Source organism: Rhodopila globiformis, from assembly GCF_002937115.1.
Lineage (GTDB): Bacteria > Pseudomonadota > Alphaproteobacteria > Acetobacterales > Acetobacteraceae > Rhodopila > Rhodopila globiformis.
In genome coordinates, this window is sequence record NZ_NHRY01000135.1 from 1 (window position 1) to 16514 (window position 16514).

At 65.2% G+C, this 16514-nt stretch carries 19 protein-coding genes; 7 read left to right on the forward strand and 12 right to left on the reverse strand.

Annotation, left to right across the window (positions count from 1 at the left end; all coding sequences use genetic code 11):
* Positions 1-288: 288 nt before the first annotated feature.
* On the reverse strand, positions 289-1563 hold the full coding sequence (locus CCS01_RS13130) for an OmpP1/FadL family transporter (RefSeq protein WP_104519269.1): 1275 nt from the start codon (positions 1561-1563) through the stop codon (positions 289-291).
* A 230-nt stretch (positions 1564-1793) separates the two neighbouring features.
* On the opposite strand from CCS01_RS13130, the gene CCS01_RS13135 reads away from it, so the two are divergent.
* The gene (locus tag CCS01_RS13135; RefSeq protein ID WP_204848249.1) at positions 1794-2282 is read left to right on the forward strand and encodes a ribbon-helix-helix domain-containing protein; all 489 of its coding nucleotides are present in this window, start codon (positions 1794-1796) and stop codon (positions 2280-2282) included.
* A 190-nt stretch (positions 2283-2472) separates the two neighbouring features.
* The gene (locus CCS01_RS13140) at positions 2473-2841 is read left to right on the forward strand and encodes a metalloregulator ArsR/SmtB family transcription factor (RefSeq protein ID WP_239992145.1); all 369 of its coding nucleotides are present in this window, start codon (positions 2473-2475) and stop codon (positions 2839-2841) included.
* An 84-nt stretch (positions 2842-2925) separates the two neighbouring features.
* On the opposite strand, the gene CCS01_RS13145 is transcribed toward CCS01_RS13140, so the two are convergent.
* The 11 genes from CCS01_RS13145 to CCS01_RS13195 all read right to left on the reverse strand — a co-directional run bounded on the left by CCS01_RS13145 (position 2926) and on the right by CCS01_RS13195 (position 10953).
* Positions 2926-3153, reverse strand: coding sequence for a sulfurtransferase TusA family protein (locus CCS01_RS13145; protein WP_104519271.1), 228 nt, complete (start codon positions 3151-3153; stop codon positions 2926-2928).
* A 13-nt stretch (positions 3154-3166) separates the two neighbouring features.
* A complete protein-coding gene (dsrE2, locus tag CCS01_RS13150; RefSeq protein ID WP_104519272.1) occupies positions 3167-3667 on the reverse strand; it encodes a sulfur carrier protein DsrE2 in 501 nt (166 codons plus the stop codon).
* Positions 3668-3695: 28 nt separating this feature from the next.
* Complete coding sequence (locus CCS01_RS13155; RefSeq protein ID WP_104519273.1) at positions 3696-4136, reverse strand: glycine cleavage system protein H; 441 nt, start codon at positions 4134-4136, stop codon at positions 3696-3698.
* A gap of 12 nt (positions 4137-4148) precedes the next feature.
* Entirely contained in the window at positions 4149-4622 is a 474-nt protein-coding gene (locus CCS01_RS13160) for a hypothetical protein (protein WP_104519274.1), read from the reverse strand.
* A gap of 6 nt (positions 4623-4628) precedes the next feature.
* The gene (locus CCS01_RS13165; RefSeq protein WP_204848251.1) at positions 4629-5651 is read right to left on the reverse strand and encodes a CoB--CoM heterodisulfide reductase iron-sulfur subunit B family protein; all 1023 of its coding nucleotides are present in this window, start codon (positions 5649-5651) and stop codon (positions 4629-4631) included.
* Positions 5549-6301 carry a 4Fe-4S dicluster domain-containing protein gene (locus CCS01_RS13170; protein WP_104519276.1) on the reverse strand — a complete coding sequence of 251 codons (753 nt, stop codon included), beginning with the start codon at positions 6299-6301 and terminating at the stop codon, positions 5549-5551. The genes CCS01_RS13165 and CCS01_RS13170 overlap by 103 nt, the downstream gene beginning before the upstream one ends.
* A 34-nt stretch (positions 6302-6335) precedes the next feature.
* Positions 6336-7391: an FAD-dependent oxidoreductase gene (locus tag CCS01_RS13175; protein WP_104519277.1), complete on the reverse strand. Its 1056-nt coding sequence runs from the start codon at positions 7389-7391 to the stop codon at positions 6336-6338.
* On the reverse strand, positions 7388-8746 hold the full coding sequence (locus tag CCS01_RS13180) for a heterodisulfide reductase-related iron-sulfur binding cluster (protein ID WP_104519278.1): 1359 nt from the start codon (positions 8744-8746) through the stop codon (positions 7388-7390). Before CCS01_RS13180 ends, CCS01_RS13175 begins: the two co-directional genes overlap by 4 nt.
* Before the next feature lie 30 nt (positions 8747-8776).
* The gene (locus tag CCS01_RS13185) at positions 8777-9517 is read right to left on the reverse strand and encodes a 4Fe-4S dicluster domain-containing protein (protein ID WP_204848252.1); all 741 of its coding nucleotides are present in this window, start codon (positions 9515-9517) and stop codon (positions 8777-8779) included.
* A gap of 12 nt (positions 9518-9529) precedes the next feature.
* Complete coding sequence (locus CCS01_RS13190) at positions 9530-9910, reverse strand: DsrE/DsrF/DrsH-like family protein (protein ID WP_104519279.1); 381 nt, start codon at positions 9908-9910, stop codon at positions 9530-9532.
* Positions 9911-10254: 344 nt separating this feature from the next.
* Positions 10255-10953, reverse strand: a complete 699-nt coding sequence (locus CCS01_RS13195) for a type 1 glutamine amidotransferase family protein (protein WP_104519280.1) — start codon at positions 10951-10953, stop codon at positions 10255-10257.
* Between the two features lie 86 nt (positions 10954-11039).
* On the opposite strand from CCS01_RS13195, the gene CCS01_RS13200 reads away from it, so the two are divergent.
* The 5 genes from CCS01_RS13200 (at position 11040) to tetH (ending at position 16443) form a co-directional block, all read left to right on the forward strand.
* The gene (locus CCS01_RS13200; RefSeq protein ID WP_104519281.1) at positions 11040-12059 is read left to right on the forward strand and encodes a radical SAM protein; all 1020 of its coding nucleotides are present in this window, start codon (positions 11040-11042) and stop codon (positions 12057-12059) included.
* Positions 12056-13123: a geranylgeranyl reductase family protein gene (locus CCS01_RS13205; RefSeq protein WP_104519282.1), complete on the forward strand. Its 1068-nt coding sequence runs from the start codon at positions 12056-12058 to the stop codon at positions 13121-13123. Before CCS01_RS13200 ends, CCS01_RS13205 begins: the two co-directional genes overlap by 4 nt.
* A gap of 11 nt (positions 13124-13134) precedes the next feature.
* Entirely contained in the window at positions 13135-14355 is a 1221-nt protein-coding gene (locus CCS01_RS13210) for a radical SAM protein (RefSeq protein ID WP_204848253.1), read from the forward strand.
* Complete coding sequence (locus CCS01_RS13215) at positions 14352-15440, forward strand: lipoate--protein ligase family protein (RefSeq protein WP_104519284.1); 1089 nt, start codon at positions 14352-14354, stop codon at positions 15438-15440. Before CCS01_RS13210 ends, CCS01_RS13215 begins: the two co-directional genes overlap by 4 nt.
* A gap of 220 nt (positions 15441-15660) precedes the next feature.
* Positions 15661-16443 (forward strand): thiosulfate dehydrogenase, encoded by a 783-nt coding sequence (tetH, locus tag CCS01_RS13220; protein WP_104519285.1) that lies wholly within the window; start codon positions 15661-15663, stop codon positions 16441-16443.
* Positions 16444-16514: the final 71 nt, after the last annotated feature.

A 16514-nucleotide genomic window follows, 5' to 3' on the forward strand; every position in this document is an offset into this window, starting at 1 on the left:
CATGGCCATCAATGTCATGCAGACGAACGGCGACAAGGACGCCTTGCGCGGCAAGTTCCAGAAGGCCGCCTGGGACAACGCCTATCTCGCTCGCCTCCTGGCACTATTCTGAAGTGCGATTGCCCTGTACGATGACCGATGCCGGAACAGCCTGCCTCCTGTCCGGGAGGCAGGCCGCGATCACCGTGGGCGGACGGTTATTGTTCGCTGCCGCAAGCCCTCGCCCGAAGCCGGCGGTGGCGTTGCAGACAGCGCCGTGGGTTCGCCCGTTCCGCGCCCCCCGCACGGTCAGAAGCGATAGGAAAAGCCGGTGGCGACCTCGTCCTGCGACATCCGCAGCGTGATCGGGTTCCCGCCGAATGCCGTCGGCGCATAGCCCGACAGCGAATTCTCGAATGCATGCATATAGGCAATCGTCCAGCCCCAGTGCTTCGACAGCTTGTAGCTGAGGCCGAACGCGACGTGCGTGGAAACCACCGCCGGTGCCAGGATGTTGAACATTACCTGCGAGGAACTGCTGATCGACGGGGTGGCATAGCTGACCCCGGTCCGCAGCGTCAGCGCCGGAGTCACGTTCCATCGGGCGCCAATGCGGAAGATGTTGACGTCCTGCCAGCCGAAGCCGGGGCCGTTGCTGGCGCCAATAAGTCCCTGGAACGGCCAGCTGCCACTGTTGGCGACGGACGGGATGGCGCCGAAGAAGATGCGCTCGTACTCCAGCAGCAACGTCACCCCGGGCATCGGCTTGATGCCAACGCCGAACGACAGCGTGGGCGGGATGTTGAGGGAGCCGCCGCCGGCGAACAGGCCGCGGTAGCTGTTGAACTTCGACATGTACATCTCGGACTGGTAGGCAAGGCCGACGTCCAGCCAGGGCTGCGCCTGCCACAGCAGGCCGGCCTTGAAGCCGCCGCCGAACGACCAGTTGTAGCCCTTGCCGGTCAGGTCCTGCGGCGCCTGCGACAGCGGCCCGAACATCTCCAGGCCGGTCGCCGAGAGCCGCTGCATCGCGAACACCGGCGCGAAACCGACGGTGACGGTGTCGCTGACCCGGTGCGAAACGTTCAGGGCGATGAACTGCTGGCCCATGTCGATCGCCGTGTTGGCGGTGCTGAAGCCAACGCGCCCACCGAACAGCGGCTCGCCATAGTGCACGTCCATGCCGCCGTTGGCGAAGGTGATCAGGCCGATCGAGGTGGTGTCGCTGATCCGGTTGTTGTAGCCGCCGCACAGAATGGGGAAGTAAGGATTCTTGCTGTTGAAGGTGCCCGGCGTAAGCGGCGCGAAGGGGCTGTTGCCGTTGCCGATGCTCACGCTGCGCTGCGGCATGAACGACGTGAAGCACAGGCCGGCGACGGTGCCGACCTCCAGGCCGAGGGCCGGGTTCTGCGCGAGGTCAAGCGGGTTTGAGCCGATGGTCAGCCCTGCCCCGGCCGAGGCCTTGGACGGACCGCCATAGCCGTTCGAGAAAAACCCGTTGGTGGCCTGCCCGTCGTTCGGCAACAAGGCGGAACCGATCAGCAGCGCACTGATTGCGGCAACCTGGCGTAGCTTCAGCTTCATGGCGTTTCCTGATCCGTGTGTTCGCGTGTTGTTTCGGCACCGTTGTCAGGTGAAAGGGCACGCGCGGCCAGCGGCGGAGACCCCGTTTACCTCCCATTTCGCGACAATCGGCTCGCGTTGTTACGGAAACTTAGGGGTGGATTGTTTCTGCGGGTAGTATATGTTTACTACTGGTTTTATTACTGCGCCGCGGGCGGCCGCGGACACGCCGGCAAGGCAGGGAGGAAGCCATGAGCCAGGGCATGCCGGAGTTGCCGCACCACACCGAGGTCGCGGGCGGAACGACGCTGGATGCGATGTTCGCGCGGTGCGACCGCGAGCAGAACCACGAACACCTGCCCGAGAAACGGTCGTTCCGGATCCACGGCCACTCCACCACGCTCAGCATCGAGCGCGCCTTCTGGCTGGTGCTGGAGATGATCGCCGACGACGAAGCCACCACCCTTGCCGGACTGGTCATGCGCATCCACGACCATTGCCAGGTCGTCAATGACCGCAACCTCGCGTCGTGCCTGCGGGTGGTCTGCCTGAAATACGTCGAACTGCGGGCCTGCCGGCGCCGGCGAAGAGGCGCCTCGGGAAAGCGGCCGGCCGCGCCGGGAAAAAGCGCCGGCGCTGCCAGGCTTGCCGCGGACAGGGGGCCGGAGGATAACGCCTGCAGTCCGGCGTGCGAGGCGGTCGTTGCCTCACCGTCCTGGCCGGGCGTGTCCCGGCCATGACGGTGAGGGGTGGATGGCCGGGACACGCCCGGCCAGGACGGTGAGGAAGAAGCTCTTGCTCCGCCGGACGCCCTATCCTGATACCTATGGGGCCCTGCCCTACCCCCTTGAAACAGCGAGGCGCCTGCTGATTTCCCGTGCTTGCCGAGCGCACCAATTGCGCTAGACTGTCGCCATGAACCTCCGAGACATGCGCCCGAACGCCGGGCGCGCCGCCGGCTTTCTCAAATCGCTGGCGAATGAGCATCGCCTGATGATCCTCTGCTCCCTTATCGAGGGCGAGAAATCCGTGGGCGACCTTCAGGAGGAACTCAACATGCGCCAGCCGCACCTGTCGCAGCAGCTTTCACGGCTGCGCCTGGGCGGTCTCGTGGAGACGCGACGGGAGGCGCAGACGATCTACTACAGCCTGACGGACGAGACGGCGACCGAGGTCATCGGCGTGCTGCACCGCCGGTTCTGCAAGGCGAAGCCACGTCAGCGGACCCGGCAAGCGGCCACGCGGGCTACGTCCGCCGCGCGGCGCGCCGATCCAGCCACGCCGGACGCCCGGCTCTGAGCCGAGCGGCACCGTGCTTGTGTTGCAATGCAGCCATACAGGTGGACGGGGCCTCTCCCGCGTGATGGATGGGTTTGCCCCCTTTCAGCCCGCGCGCCGGATGACGAAGCGGAACACGCCGTTGTCGTTGACCGAGCTGAGCAGCTCGTTGCCCGTCGTGCGGCAGAATGCCTCGAAGTCCTTCACCGATCCCGGATCGGTTGCGAGAATTTCCAGCGTCGCGCCGCTGTTCATCGCGCCCAGCGCCTTGCGCGCGCGCAGGATCGGCAGTGGGCAGTTGAGCCCCTTGGCATCCAGCACCTGATCGGCCATGTGACTCTCCCACTCAGATGTAAAGGTTGATTTCCGACTTGGTCGCGGTTTCGATGTAGGTGGCCGCGCCGCCCAGCACCGGCCCCTCGATCATGTCTTCCGGCTTGTACTCGAACAGATCCATCGTCATCTGGCAGGCGATCATTTTCACGTCCGATTCGATGGCGGCCATGCGCAGTTCCTCGATGCTGGCGACGCCCTTTTTCGCGATCATGCTTTTCATCATGCCGGTCGCCAGGGAATCGACGCCGGGCAGCATCGAAACGATATTCGGCATCTTCATGTGCATGCCCATCATCGGCATCTCCATTGCCGGATTGCCCAGCGTGGAGATGCCCAGATCGAGCTTCTTCTTCAGCAGCGAAAGGCCGTAGAAGGTGAAGAACATCGTCACCTCCAGCCCCATCGCCGCCGCCGTGGTGGCCAGGATGAAGGGCGGATAGGCCCAGTCCAGCGTGCCCTTGGTGACGATGATCGACATCCGCTTGGCGTTGCCGGACTCTTCGTTTGCCATGTGAGTGGTCCCCCCAAACGCCGGTGTTTCAGGGCGCACAGCCGGCAAAGCTGTCCGCCGTCATCTTCGCTTCATAGGGTGCCGTAGCCTGCGACCCCGGAACGAGCTTGTCGGTGCCGCCCGCGGCGGTCGGCCGGACCTTGAGCATCCAGCCCTCGCCATAGGGATCGCTGTTGGCAAGCCGGGGATTGGCGACCATGGCGTCGTTCACCTCGGTTACTTCCGCATCGAATGCGACCTTTGCGGGGCCGACCCATTTGCCGGATTCGATGGTTGCGCAGGACTTGCCTGCCTGCACCGCACGCCCCGCCTTGCGCGGCGTGAACGCCACCAACTGCCCGGCCATGGCGACGGCAACAGCCGTCATGCCAAGCGTAAAGGTCCCGTCGCCGTTGTTGCGGTACCAGATGTTGTTGTCCACGTCGTAGAGAAGATCGTCCGGCAGATTGCAGCCACGAACGGTCGCCATTTCCAAACCTCCTTACTGCGCTTCCTGGGTCCGCAGCGGGCGGGCTGCGCAGCAGAACTCGCCAAGCCCGCTGTTCTGCAGCTTGCCACTGATGAACAACAGCAGATGACGGCAGACCATGGCGGCGAACCTCAGGTGCGTCGGTGAACTTTGACTGTCAACGATACTTATGTTGCAGTGATAAATCAATTCGCGGCAGGACTCCCGGCATGCATTGAAGCTGGGATCGCCGCGCGCGCCCTGGCGCTGCAAGGCCAGCAGCCGGTAGCCTTCGAGCCGTCCCTGGGTCGGCTCGCGCTGGTGCGCCAGCAGCCATTGCTCCAGCGCCTGTTCCGCCGCCGCCTGCAGCCGGACGCAAATGGCGTCGCGGTCGGCCTGCAAGGCGTCGTCGCTTGCGAACAGGACCGGAACGACCGCCGTGTCGTCCAGTTCGTCGAACAGCGTCGCGATCTCCGCCGCCGGGGCTTTCGGTTCCGCGGGTTCCATGCGCCATCACCCCAGACCGCGGGCACGCAGCATGCCGACGGAATCCGAGAAATTCTCGTGCACGCCGACCTGCCGCGCGGAAAGCCCGAGGGCCAGGCCCAGAAGCTGCGTGAAATACAGGATCTTTACGTTCGTCTTCTTGCCGAACACCTTCTCGCCGCGGCTCTGGTGCATTTCCAGCCCGCTGTGGCAGGTCGCGCATTCGGTGGCGATGACGTCGGCGCCGCACGCGTCGGCGGTGGTGAGAATGTTCAGCACCAACCGCGTAGAGGTGTCGGAGTCCGACAGCGTGTGAGCGCCACCGCAGCACGCGGTCTTCAGCGGAAACTCCACGTTCACGGCCCCCGCCGCGCCCAGCACGTCGTCCATGAAGTGCGGCTTCAGCGTCGATTCGCTGCCCGGCCCCTTGTCCTTTTCGGGGAAGATGTGGCGCGGCCGGGAGTACATGCAGCCGTAATAATTCGCCACCTTCAGGCCGGAGAGCGACTTCTTCACCCGCGCCCGCAGCCCGTCTTCGCCGATGGCTTTCTTGATCCAGTCCAGGGCATGGATGGTTTCGACCGTGCCGGGCTGATAAGAAGCGTGGCCCGCCTTGGTGGAAATCCGTTTCTCCGTCTCGATGCTGGCCGGATCGTTCCGCAGGTCGTACTCGGCTTTTTTCAGGTTGTGGTAACAGCCGTTGCACGGCGCCATGACCGCCGTGTGGCCCATCTTCGCGGCAATGCCCAGGTTGCGGGCCGACAGATAGGTCTGCAGCTTGGGGTCGGTACTCTTCACCTCCATGGCGCCGCAGCAGTTCCAGTTCTGCAGCTCCTCGATTTCCAGCCCGAGCGCCTTGGCGACGGCGCGCGTCGAGCGGTCGTAGGCGTGCGCGGTGCCTTCCAGGGCGCAGCCGGGATAATAGGCGACCTTTTGATACGCCTGCGTCATACGTGCGTTCCTTCCCCTGCCGACAGGTGCAGCGCCCTGCGTTCGGCACGTCCTTGCTGCTGCAAGTAATCCGTGATCGCGGCGCGCGACTTCGACCATTTGCGCGTCTTCGGCCGCAGCACCGCAGACAGTCCAAGCCGGAGCAGCATTTTCACCGGCAGGCGCGAAACCAGGCCGATTACCATTGATTCCAGCCAGGGCTGGCGCAGCGCCTGGCCAGTGCTGGCGAAGAAGCGGCGGAGCACGCGGCCTTCCTCGACCTTGCCGGTCGCGAAGATCTGGTTGGAGAACTCCCGGTCGAAGATCGTCGACGGCGAATCCGGCGTGTGGCCCTTCAGTTCCAGCCAGTGCGCGGTCGCCTTCATCACGCCTTCCGGCACCACGTCACGCGGACAGGTATAGGTGCATTTGTTGCAGGACACGCACTGCCACAGGATGTCCTTGTCCCGCAACAGTTCTTCTTCCAGGCCGATACGGATCAGGTAGATCCAGTAGCGCGGATTGAAGCGTGCCTCGATGGCATTCACCGTACAGGTGTTGGTGCATGATCCGCATTGCCAGCAGCGGTGGATATACTCCCCGCCCGGCAGGGCGGCGATCTCGTCCTGCATGTCTTCGTTGTAGTCGGTGATCGTGCGCGACCCGATGAAGGTGCTCCAGTCACCGGATACGTCCACGCCCTGCAAATTCATGCTCTCGTGCCGGATGATATTTTCCGGCCGTATCAGAGACTTTTCATGAATTGGCACGTTTGCCCTCCCCGTTGCGGCGCGAGGCCCGCTGTTACTCGGCCGCTTCCTGGACCGGCATGCGCATGGCCGCAAGGACGGCGATGGCGGCGGATTGTCCCTGCGCGATCGAATCGTCGATCGTTTCTGGGCCGGTGGCGGCGCCGGCCACGAACACGCCGGGACGGCTGGTTCCGCCGGCCGCGCTGTACACCGGCGCCTTGCGGACATAGCCGTATTTGTCGAGCTGAATGCCGAACACCGAGGCGATGTGCACGTTGTCGACGTTCGGATCCATGCCGACGGCCTGCACCACCATGTCGAACGGTATGGTGATCGGCCGTTTTACCAGCGTATCTTCGCCCTTCAGGATCAGCCGCTTGCCGTCCGAGGCAACCTCGGCGATGCGCGCCTTGATGTACTTGACCCGGTGCTCCTCCTGGCTTTCCCAGTAATAGGGGCCTTCGTACAGGCCGAAGGTGCGCACGTCCATGTAGTAGATATAGACACTGCTTTTCGGCAGCGCCTCGCGGATTTCCATGGCGATGTTGGCCGACACGGTGCAGCAGATCTTCGAGCACCATTCCCGCCCGATCTGCCGATCGCGGGAGCCGACGCACAGCAGGATCGCCACGCGATCGGGGACGCGGCCATCCGACGGGCAGCGCACGCCGGCGCCGGAGGAGAACATCTGCTCCACCTGCACTGTCGTTACCACGTCGGGATAGATGCCGAAGCCCCATTCCGGCTTGCTGACGGAATCGAAGTGCGTGAAGCCGGTGCACAGCACCGCGGCGTCGGCGCCGATCACCTGGCCGTTCGACAGTTTCGCGCGGAAATTGCCAAGCGAGCCTTCAAAGTTTTCGACGACTGCCGAACGGTGGATGTCGATCCGCTGGTTGCCTTCCACCCGCGCCACCATGCCGCCGATGGCGTCGCGCGCCCATTCGTGCGACGGCACAAGCCGTGCGTATCCCGACAGAATCGGCGCGCCGCCAAGCCGATCGGCTTTTTCCACGAGTGTCACGCGGCTTCCGGCCGCGGCCAGTGCGTGCGCCGCCGACAGACCCGCCGGCCCGGAGCCGACGACGAGAACCCTGCTTTCGCTCATGCCGCTTGATCTCCCTGCTGACGCACGAATCCGGGGCCGGAGGTAATCGCACGCTTTGGATCGTAAAGTGTCTCGAAGCGACCGTCGGCGACGTCCTTGAGGTAGGATTCGAATTCCGCCTTCGCCTGCTGCCAGTCGATGCCGAGCTTTTCCAGCAACGTTTCGAACGGCGAAGCATGCCAGTGCAGCTGCGCCAGCTTGTACGGATGCGCACCGCAGGCCAGCGCGGCGAACTGGCAATCGGCCATCACCGGAAGTTCGTAGACCTTGTCCACCGCCCGGCCGATCCACTGGTTCTTGTCGAGCGTGGTGATGCAGCCGGTGTCGTGCCCGATCATGACGTCGGACCGCGCTTCGTCGACCGCGACCTTGATCTTGCGGTCGATGGCGAACGAGCGGGTAAACTCGCGCTCGCCGATGATGTGGCGGAAGCCGAAGCCGCAACAATCGTACCAGGTGGAATAGTCGATCACCTGCGCGCCCAGGGTCTGCATCAGGCCGGTGGAAACCGCGACGCGGTTGCCGTCCATGACGGTGTCGTCATAGATCACGTCCTCCGGCACCATCTTGTAGACGTGGCACGCCGGATGGATGGTGGCGCGCAGATTGCCGCAGTCCACCACCTGGTGTTCCCGGATGCGGTGGCGCATGACGTGCAGCCACTCGGAATAATGCACGATCTCCTCGGGGATCAGCAGCTTGCCGTCCACCAGGCGCCCGAGCTTGCCCAGGATCTTGCGCACCTGCTCCCGCAGTTCGGCGGAGTGCATCAGGTAGATGCGCATTTCCTTATAGTTTCCGAACGACGTGCCGCAATGCACCAGCGGATAGTACGTGCCCACCGGCAGCCCCTGCGCCTGCGCCGAGACGTAGGCCTGGTGGAAATTCCGCAGGAATATGGCCGCAAGGCTGACGACGTTGCCGATGCCCGAGCCGTGGTAGTTCCAGGCGGTGCAGGATGTCTGGTCCGTTTCGTCCAGGTAGCGGATGCCGAACTTGTTCATCAGCCACAGGATCGACGACGGATAGCCCGGAATGTTGCCGCACTGGCCGCAGGATTTGTGATGCCACAGGGAATTGGTGGGGATCTTCTTTTCCCAGCCGTACAGTGTCCGTGCCACGACCGGCTCGTGCTGGTCGCCGATGCGGTGGACGACGATTTCGCCGTCCTTTTCAAGCTCCCACATCCGCTCGCGGATGTCTTCGACACGATCCTTGTTCACCAGCAGGGCGCGGCGGTCGATTTTCGCCTCCACCCAGTCGGTGGCGCGGCGTGCCTCGGCGGGCGTCAGGCCGGTGGCCTTCCATCCCGGGCCGAAGCCGTTGTAATCGCCCGTTGGTTCCTTGTGCGTCATATCTTTTTCTCTCTCCGCACCGCGCGATCCTCAGTCCTCGTCCTGCTCGTCGAGCCAGTCCTGGTATTCGTTGCGCTTCTCGTCCATCACGTCCACGATCACGTCGTACAGGCTGGAGTCCACCACTTCGAGCTGTTGCAGCACGCCGGTTTCTTCCCAGATCGTATAGAGTTCGATGGACGTCTTGAGATTGACGATCCAGGCCGTGTCCAGCGTGTGCAGCGTCGGCACCGGAATCGCCTTGCGCAGCACAGTCAGCGGCGCGTCGATCTTGCTGATGTTCGGCCCCCAGTCCGGGAATGCCTGGGGGGTGATCATGTTCGGCGCCAGCTGGTTGCCGGTGGAGATCACCTTCAGCATCACCCGGGTGAACGGCCTCAGCACGTCCTTCACCGACTGCAAACCGTGCTTGATCGCCGCCTCACGCATGATCATGACCAGGCCGCCGGGCGAATTCTGGAACGGGCAGCGCGCGGCGCAGGTATAGCACTGCGCGCAGGCCCAGATCTTTTCCTGCATGGCATCGTAGATGCCTTCCAGGTTTTCCGTCCAGAGCAGCTGAACGATTTCGCGCGGCGAATAGTCATAATACTGCGCCGAAGGGCAGGTCGCGGTGCAGATGCCGCAATTGAGGCAGCCGTTCAGCTCGTGGTCGTACAGCGGATGCGACCGGATGTCGTCGAATATCGCCTCCAGTTTCTCATAGGATACCGCAGCCGACCCGTTCAACGGATCGCCGATCGGCGTCGGCGCCTTCAGCGTTGTTGTCATGCCCGCGTCGCCCTAATAGGTGAGTACTTTGGTGCCTTCGTCTTCCATGACCTGCTCGATGAGGTACGCCCCGCCGACGATGCCGCTGCACTCGGGAATAAGGTCGTCCTCGGTCATGTCGAACAGGTCGAGGTTCGGCGAGCAGCACAGGAACTTCGCCCCCGCCTCGTGCGCATCCTTGATGAAGTCGTAGACCGACTTCGGCGAGCCCTCCTTGACGAAAAGCTTTTCCGCCACGCCCTTTTTCATAAGGCGGCCGGAGGTGGCGGTGCAGATCACCTCCACCTGGTAATCCATGGCGGCGGCGACCGTCGCCTGGAAGAACGGCGCGCCCAGTTCCTCGCCATTGCGCGGATCGGTATTGACCATCACGATAAGAAGCTTGTTTGCCAACGGATCGCTCCCACTGCACCATTCTTACATGGCAACCTTTGACTCAAAGCTGACTTGGGCCGCGGAGCAAGTCAAGCACTAACATTCAAATATGCGCATAAATAATCGTTTCCCACGCAAAGCAGGCGCCCGCAGGCGTCCGGGAACGTACTATCCGCGCCAAAGGTGACGAAAAAGTAAGAACCAGCACATACGTTATATTCGAATATTCGCAACAACGTGCTCCGGCAGCCCAGCGTCCGCTGCCGGGATTGCTTCCGCAAGCAGAGTACGTGCTTCACATGTTGCGCATAATTGAATATAACCGGACGCCAGGGAGGACGTCGATGCAGGCTGGACGCCATTCAGGGATCGGCCATCAGGCCAGTGATCTTGACGATTCCAATCATCACCTCGCTCAGCGCGGCCGCCATCGCCGGCTGCCGCAGGCGCAGTTGTTGCAGCGCAACAGAGCAGTCGTCCGGCATGGAATCGAATTCCATGATCAGGTCCTCGAGCATGGCGCTCTTCAGGCCGGGATGGAACGTGAAGCCAAGGCAATTGCCGCGCACACGAAACACCGCCGGTGCATCGTCATCCCCCATCGCCAGGACGGTGGCGTCCGCCGGCAGCACCGGGCGGTCGCGCAGGCACTGAATATACGGCATTTCCGCCGGCAGATGCCCGCCGAGCGCATCCTGCACCGTGCGCCGGGCCACGCCCGCCTGCAGCTGCAGCGGCGTGTCCAGGGCGCCGCCGCCGGCAGCCACCGCCAGCAGGATGGCGCCGGTGGACAGGCCAATCACCGGCTTGCCCCGTGCCAGGAAATCCGCGGCCAGGCGCAGCTCCGCCATCATGCCCGGCATGAGTTCGCCGGTCACCACGCCGAAAGGCGCCGCGCCCAGCAGAACCAGCCCATCGAAACCGGCGCCGTCCCTCGGCAGTGCCCCGCCGGCCGTGAACGGGCGCACGTAGCGGAACCGGATCGTCCGGTTTTCGAAATGATCCTCCATCAGGCCGAGATGCTCGGAATTCGTGTGCTGGACAACGCAGATCGTTCGCATCCGGACCTCATTTGGCATTCGCGGCCGCATCATAGCGCCACGCATCGCCGATGTAACGTCCCTGTTGATGCCGGAAGCCGCGCGCCATGAGCTGGACCGACACGATCGCCGGTATCGAGGCGCTGGAAGACCTCAGTCTCGACCCCAGGCTCGTATCGGCCCTGGAGGCCGAGGCACGCCATCACAAGCTGCCGCCGCTGAAGCTCTACACGCCGAGTTTCCGGGCCTACGCCAACGAGGAACTCAAGCCCTGTGGTCGCGATGCGTTCCCCGCCTTCTCGGTCACCGGCGGCGCCTGCGCGCTGAACTGCGACCATTGCCAGGCAAAAATCCTCGAACCGATGATCCCAACCGGTGATCCGGCTCAGTTCGAACGCACGGTGCGCGACATGGTGCGGCTGCGCGGCCTGCAGGGATTCCTGCTATCCGGCGGCTCCAACCGCCGGAACGAAGTGCCTTATGACCGTTATTACCCCGTCGTCGAACGGCTGAAGCGCGATTTTCCGCACCTCAGGATCGGCATGCACAGCGGCCTGCTGGACCGCAGCCGCGCGCAGGCAATGGCGAACGCCGGCGTCGACGTCGCAATGATCGACGTCATCGGCGCCGACGAGACGATTCGCGCGGTCTATCACCTCGACCGCCCGGTCGCCGATTTCGAATCGACCCTCGCCGCGCTGTGCGAAACCCGCATGCAGGTGGTGCCGCACATCGTCATCGGCCTGCACTACGGCCAATTGAAAGGCGAAGCGAACGCGGTGGACATCGTCGCCCGCCACCCTGTCGTCGCCCTCGTGCTTGTCGTTGTGATGCCGTTCTATGCGCCGGCGGACAAGCCGTTCCGCACGGTGCCGCCCGAGGAAGCGGCATCGGTTTTCGTCGCCGCGCGCCAGCGCCTGCACGGCGTCCCCGTGCAACTCGGCTGCGCGCGCCCGGCCGGCAGCCACAAGATGGTCACAGACGCCTATGCCGTCATGGCCGGCTTCGACGGCATCGCCTATCCGGCAGAAGGCGTCGTCGCCCTCGCGCGGGCCATCGGCAGGCCGGTGGAGCAGGAGCACGCCTGTTGCGCGATTTCCCTCAACGGCCGCGGAGGCTGCGCATGAAACTATGGCCGGCACAGCCGGATGTCATCGTCGTCGGGCTTGGCCCGGCCGGCAGCCGCGCGGCCGCGGCCGCGGCGGCCGCGGGACTTACCGTGCTCGCCATCGATCGGCGCACCACCGCCGGCTGGCCGGTGCAATGCGCCGAACTCGTGCCCCGCATGCTGGACCAGGAACTGCCCGATCTGGCGCCAGTAACGATGCAAACGACTTCTCGCATGCTCACCCGGGTGGACGCGGCAGCGGCGGACGAAACGGCGCCGTTTCCCGGCCGCATGCTGGACCGCGCCGCGTTCGATGCGTGGCTGGTGCGGGCGGCATGCGACGCCGGCGCCATCTGCCGGTTCGCCACGCCGCTCGGCGGCGTCGATCCGGACGGCAGCGTACGTATCAACGACGTTTCGTTCCGCCCGCGCCTGCTGATCGGCGCCGACGGCCCCCGCTCGCGCGTCGGCGCCGCGATCGGCCGGGTCAACACCGATTTCGTCGAGGCCCGGCAGATCGCCGTCGACCTGGCGGAACCGCAGGACGCAACCGACATTTTTCTCAGCGCCGCCTATCCCGGCGGCTATGGCTGGTTGTTTCCCAAAGGCAGGGTCGGCAATCTCGGCATCGGCGTGAACCAGGCCAGCCGCGGTTCGCTCAAGCTGCTGCTGCAGGCGCTGCATGACAGGCTGGCCGCGCAAGGCCGCGTCGGCGGGATCATTCGCGCCATGACCGGCGGCCCTATCGCCGTCAGCGGACGGCTGCATCCGGTGGGCGCGCTCGGCGGCGTCCAGGTGCTGCTCGCCGGCGATGCGGCGGGCCTGACGCATCCGATCAGCGGCGCCGGGATTGCCTCCGCGGTGCAGTCGGGCGCGCTCGCCGGCGCCGCCGCGGCGGCGTGGCTGGGCGGCCGCGCCGGAGCGCTGTTAGATTACGCTGAAGAACAAGCCGATCTTTTCGATGCCAGCCTGAGTCGGGCGCTGCATCGCCGGCGGGAACTCGCTGCTTCCGGGGCGGACGCGGCGGCCCTGCGCCGGGCCTGGATCGCCTATGACGCTTACTGGGCGGAGTTGTCACCATGAGTTGCTTTGAAATGTCCGCACCGCCGCGCCGCGTCGCAGGCGACAGCAACGCCGCCGAGACCATGCAGCCACGCGACCCGGCTCCCGTGCCGGCCGAATCGCGCAACGGCGGACGGGTGAAGGCCGGCGGCCAGGCGCCGCAGGGTGTTTACCTGCCGAACAACAATATCCTGACGCCGCACATGCGCTCGCCCGCCTATGTGCAGATGTCCACGGCCGCCGCCATCACGCTCGGCGTCATGCAGGGCATGATGCACCGCACCTGCTGCACGCGCTGCCTCAATCTGCTGCTGACGTATCCGGAAGGCTGCCGCGCCAACTGCGCCTATTGCGGCCTGGCGCGCCATCGTGAATCGTTGCGCGACTATGCGGACCGCAATTTTATCCGGGTGGACTGGCCGGCGGTGCCGTATGACGACGTGCTCGACATCGTCGCCAGCGGCGGCGACCAGGGCCGGTTCCACCGCATGTGCATCAGCATGATCACGCATCCCGATTCGGATGCCGATGCCCGCGTGGTGCTGCGCCGCTGGACCGAGCGTATTCCGCACATTCCGGTGTCGATCCTGTCGAACCCCACCACCATGACGCGCCAGGACGTGCAGGCGCTGAAGGACCTCGGCGCCGACATCTTCACCGTGGCGCTGGACGCGGCAACGCCGGAAATCTTTGACCGCACCCGCGGCCGCGGCGTGCAGTCGCCGCACAGCTGGGACAAGTACTGGGAAATCCTGAACGCCGCCGCGGAAATCTTCGGCCCCGGTCATTTCGGCGCGCACCTGATCGCCGGCATGGGAGAGACCGAGCGCGACATGCTCGCCCTGGTGCAGCGCCTGCGCGACATGGGCGGCCATTCGCACATGTTCGCCTTCTTCCCCGAATCCGGCTCGCTGATGGACCATCTGCCGGCCGTGGCGCGTCCGCAATGGCGCCGCGTGCAGCTCGCCCGCTACCTGATCGACTACCGCGCCCGCCGCGTCGAGCAGATGCGCTTCGACGAAACCGGCCGGCTGGCCGATTTCGGGGTGCCGCGCGACGAACTCGACGCCATCGTCGACGCCGGCATCGCCTTTCGCACCTCGGGCTGTCCGGGACAGGAGGCCGAGGACGTTTCGGCCTGCGACCGCCCCTATGGCGATTCGCCGCCGCGCGACATCGCCTCCTATCCGTTCACGCCGAACGGCAACGACCTGCGCCGGATCCGGGCGCAACTGCGGGCTCGCCGATCATGAGCGCGCCGGGGTTGGTGTTCCGCGTCATCGACACCGGGCAGCGCGGCGGCCGCGCCAACATGGCGTTCGACCAGGCGCTGATCGAACTGCACGTGGAACGGCGCATTCCTGATACGATCCGCTTCCTGCAGTTTTCCCCCTGCGTGCTGGTCGGGCGCCACCAGAACCTGGCCGAGGAGGTGGACCTGGACTACTGCGCCGAACACGGCGTGGAGGTCGGCCGGCGGGTCACCGGCGGCGGCGCGCTGTACCTCGATCCGTCGCAGTTCGGCTGGGAACTGGTGTTCAACCGCGCCGCCCTGGGCGTGCGCGACCTGGCCGACGCGGCGCGGCGCATCTGCGAAGCCGCCGCCGCCGGGCTGTCGCAACTGGGGATTCCCGTCCACTACCGCCCGCGCAACGACCTGGAAATCGACGGCCGCAAGGTCGGCGGAACCGGTGGTTTCTTTGATAATGATACGCTGTTCTACCAGGGCACCGTGCTGCTCGACTGCGACGCCGCGCGGATGACGCACGCCCTGCGCGTACCCGCCGCCAAGCTCGCCAAGCGGGCACTCACCGAAGCCGCGGCACGCATGATCGGCCTGAACCAGGCGCTGGGCCGGCCGGTCGCGCCGGCCGACGCCAAGGCGGCGCTGCTGCGCGGCTTCGCCGACAACCTTGGCCTGACACTCCAGCTTGGCGGCATCGGACAGCAGGAGGAAGCACGCGCCGCCGCCCTGCTGCAGGACGAGATCGGCACCGAGGATTTCGTGCACGGACCAAAAGCGCCCGCGGCGCCGCATGCCAGCGCCGAGCTTGCCACCGCCGGCGGCCGCCTGCGGGTCGATTTCCGCCTGGAAGGGCCGGATCGCGGCCTGATCCGGGAAGCGCTGATCACCGGCGATTTCTTCGTTACGCCGCCACGGATCATTTACGACCTGGAAGCAAGCCTGCGCGGCAGCCCCGCCGCCGACGCGCCGCACGCCATCCGGCACCTGCTGGCCAGCCGGAGCGCCACCTGCCTCGGCTTCACGCCGGACGACCTGGCAAGGGCGGCGGACCAGGCGCTTCGCGGCACCGCAGCGGAGGGATGTCATGACTGACTTCTACTGGAACCGTGACGATCGGCCGCCAATGGGACCGCTTCCGAAAAGTCGCAATGCCCCAAGTAACCGGCGCGGCAGTTCCCGGGAATCGCACGTCCGCAACCGGAATCCGGCGCAACAGTGCCTTTTCAACGGGGGCAAATCCGTCTAGCATCCGTCAACAAAGCGCAACCACCCATCCAAACCCGCCATGCTGGCATTAGGGAGAGATACCGACATGAAAACGGATCGTCGTGCCGCACTGCACACACTGGGCCTGGCAGCCGGGGCCGTCGCGGCCGGTTTGGCCACACCGGCGCAGGCCGCCGCGCCAGGCAAGGAACTGGTGCCCGCGGGGGCCACGCACCTGAAGGACCTGATGGCGCGCCTCGCCAAGGCGCCGCGGCGGCGCGATTTCAAGACCGCGCCGATGATCCTTACCAGCCCGGATCAGTGGGACGACGCCGCGCTCAAGGAAGTGATGGCCTATCGCCCGCAGCCGAAGCAGGCCTGGGACATGACCGACATCGGCGGGCCGTGGCTCAACCTGCTGCGCAACACGCTGAACGTGCAGATCTGGGGCTTCCGGCATCCCGATTTCCTCGCCGTGGCGCTGTGCCACAGCAGCGCCAACCTCGCGCTGTACGACCAGGCGATGTGGGACAAGTACCAGCTCACCAGGCTGGCCGGCGAGCGGTTCAAGACCAACCGGCTGATCGTCGAGACCGCGGCCGGCAGTGCCAATCCGGAAAATATCCAGGATGCGACCGGGGCGTTCTCGCCGAAGGACAACACCATTCCGGCACTGATGCGCCGCGGCGTGGTGTTCATGGCCTGCCACAACGCGATCTGGGAACAGGCCGAGAAGCTGCACGGCATGGATATCAACCCCGACAAGCTCGGCGTGGACGCCATCGCGGCGGAACTGACCAATCATCTCATTCCGGATGTTGTACTGACTCCCGGCGCGGTCGGCACCATGCCGGAACTGCAGATGGCCGGCTTCCACTATGCGAAATAGGCCAATGACGACGGCCCGTTCGTTTCTTCGCGGTGCGCTGGCGGTTTTCGCCGGCGCGCTGCTGGCCGGCG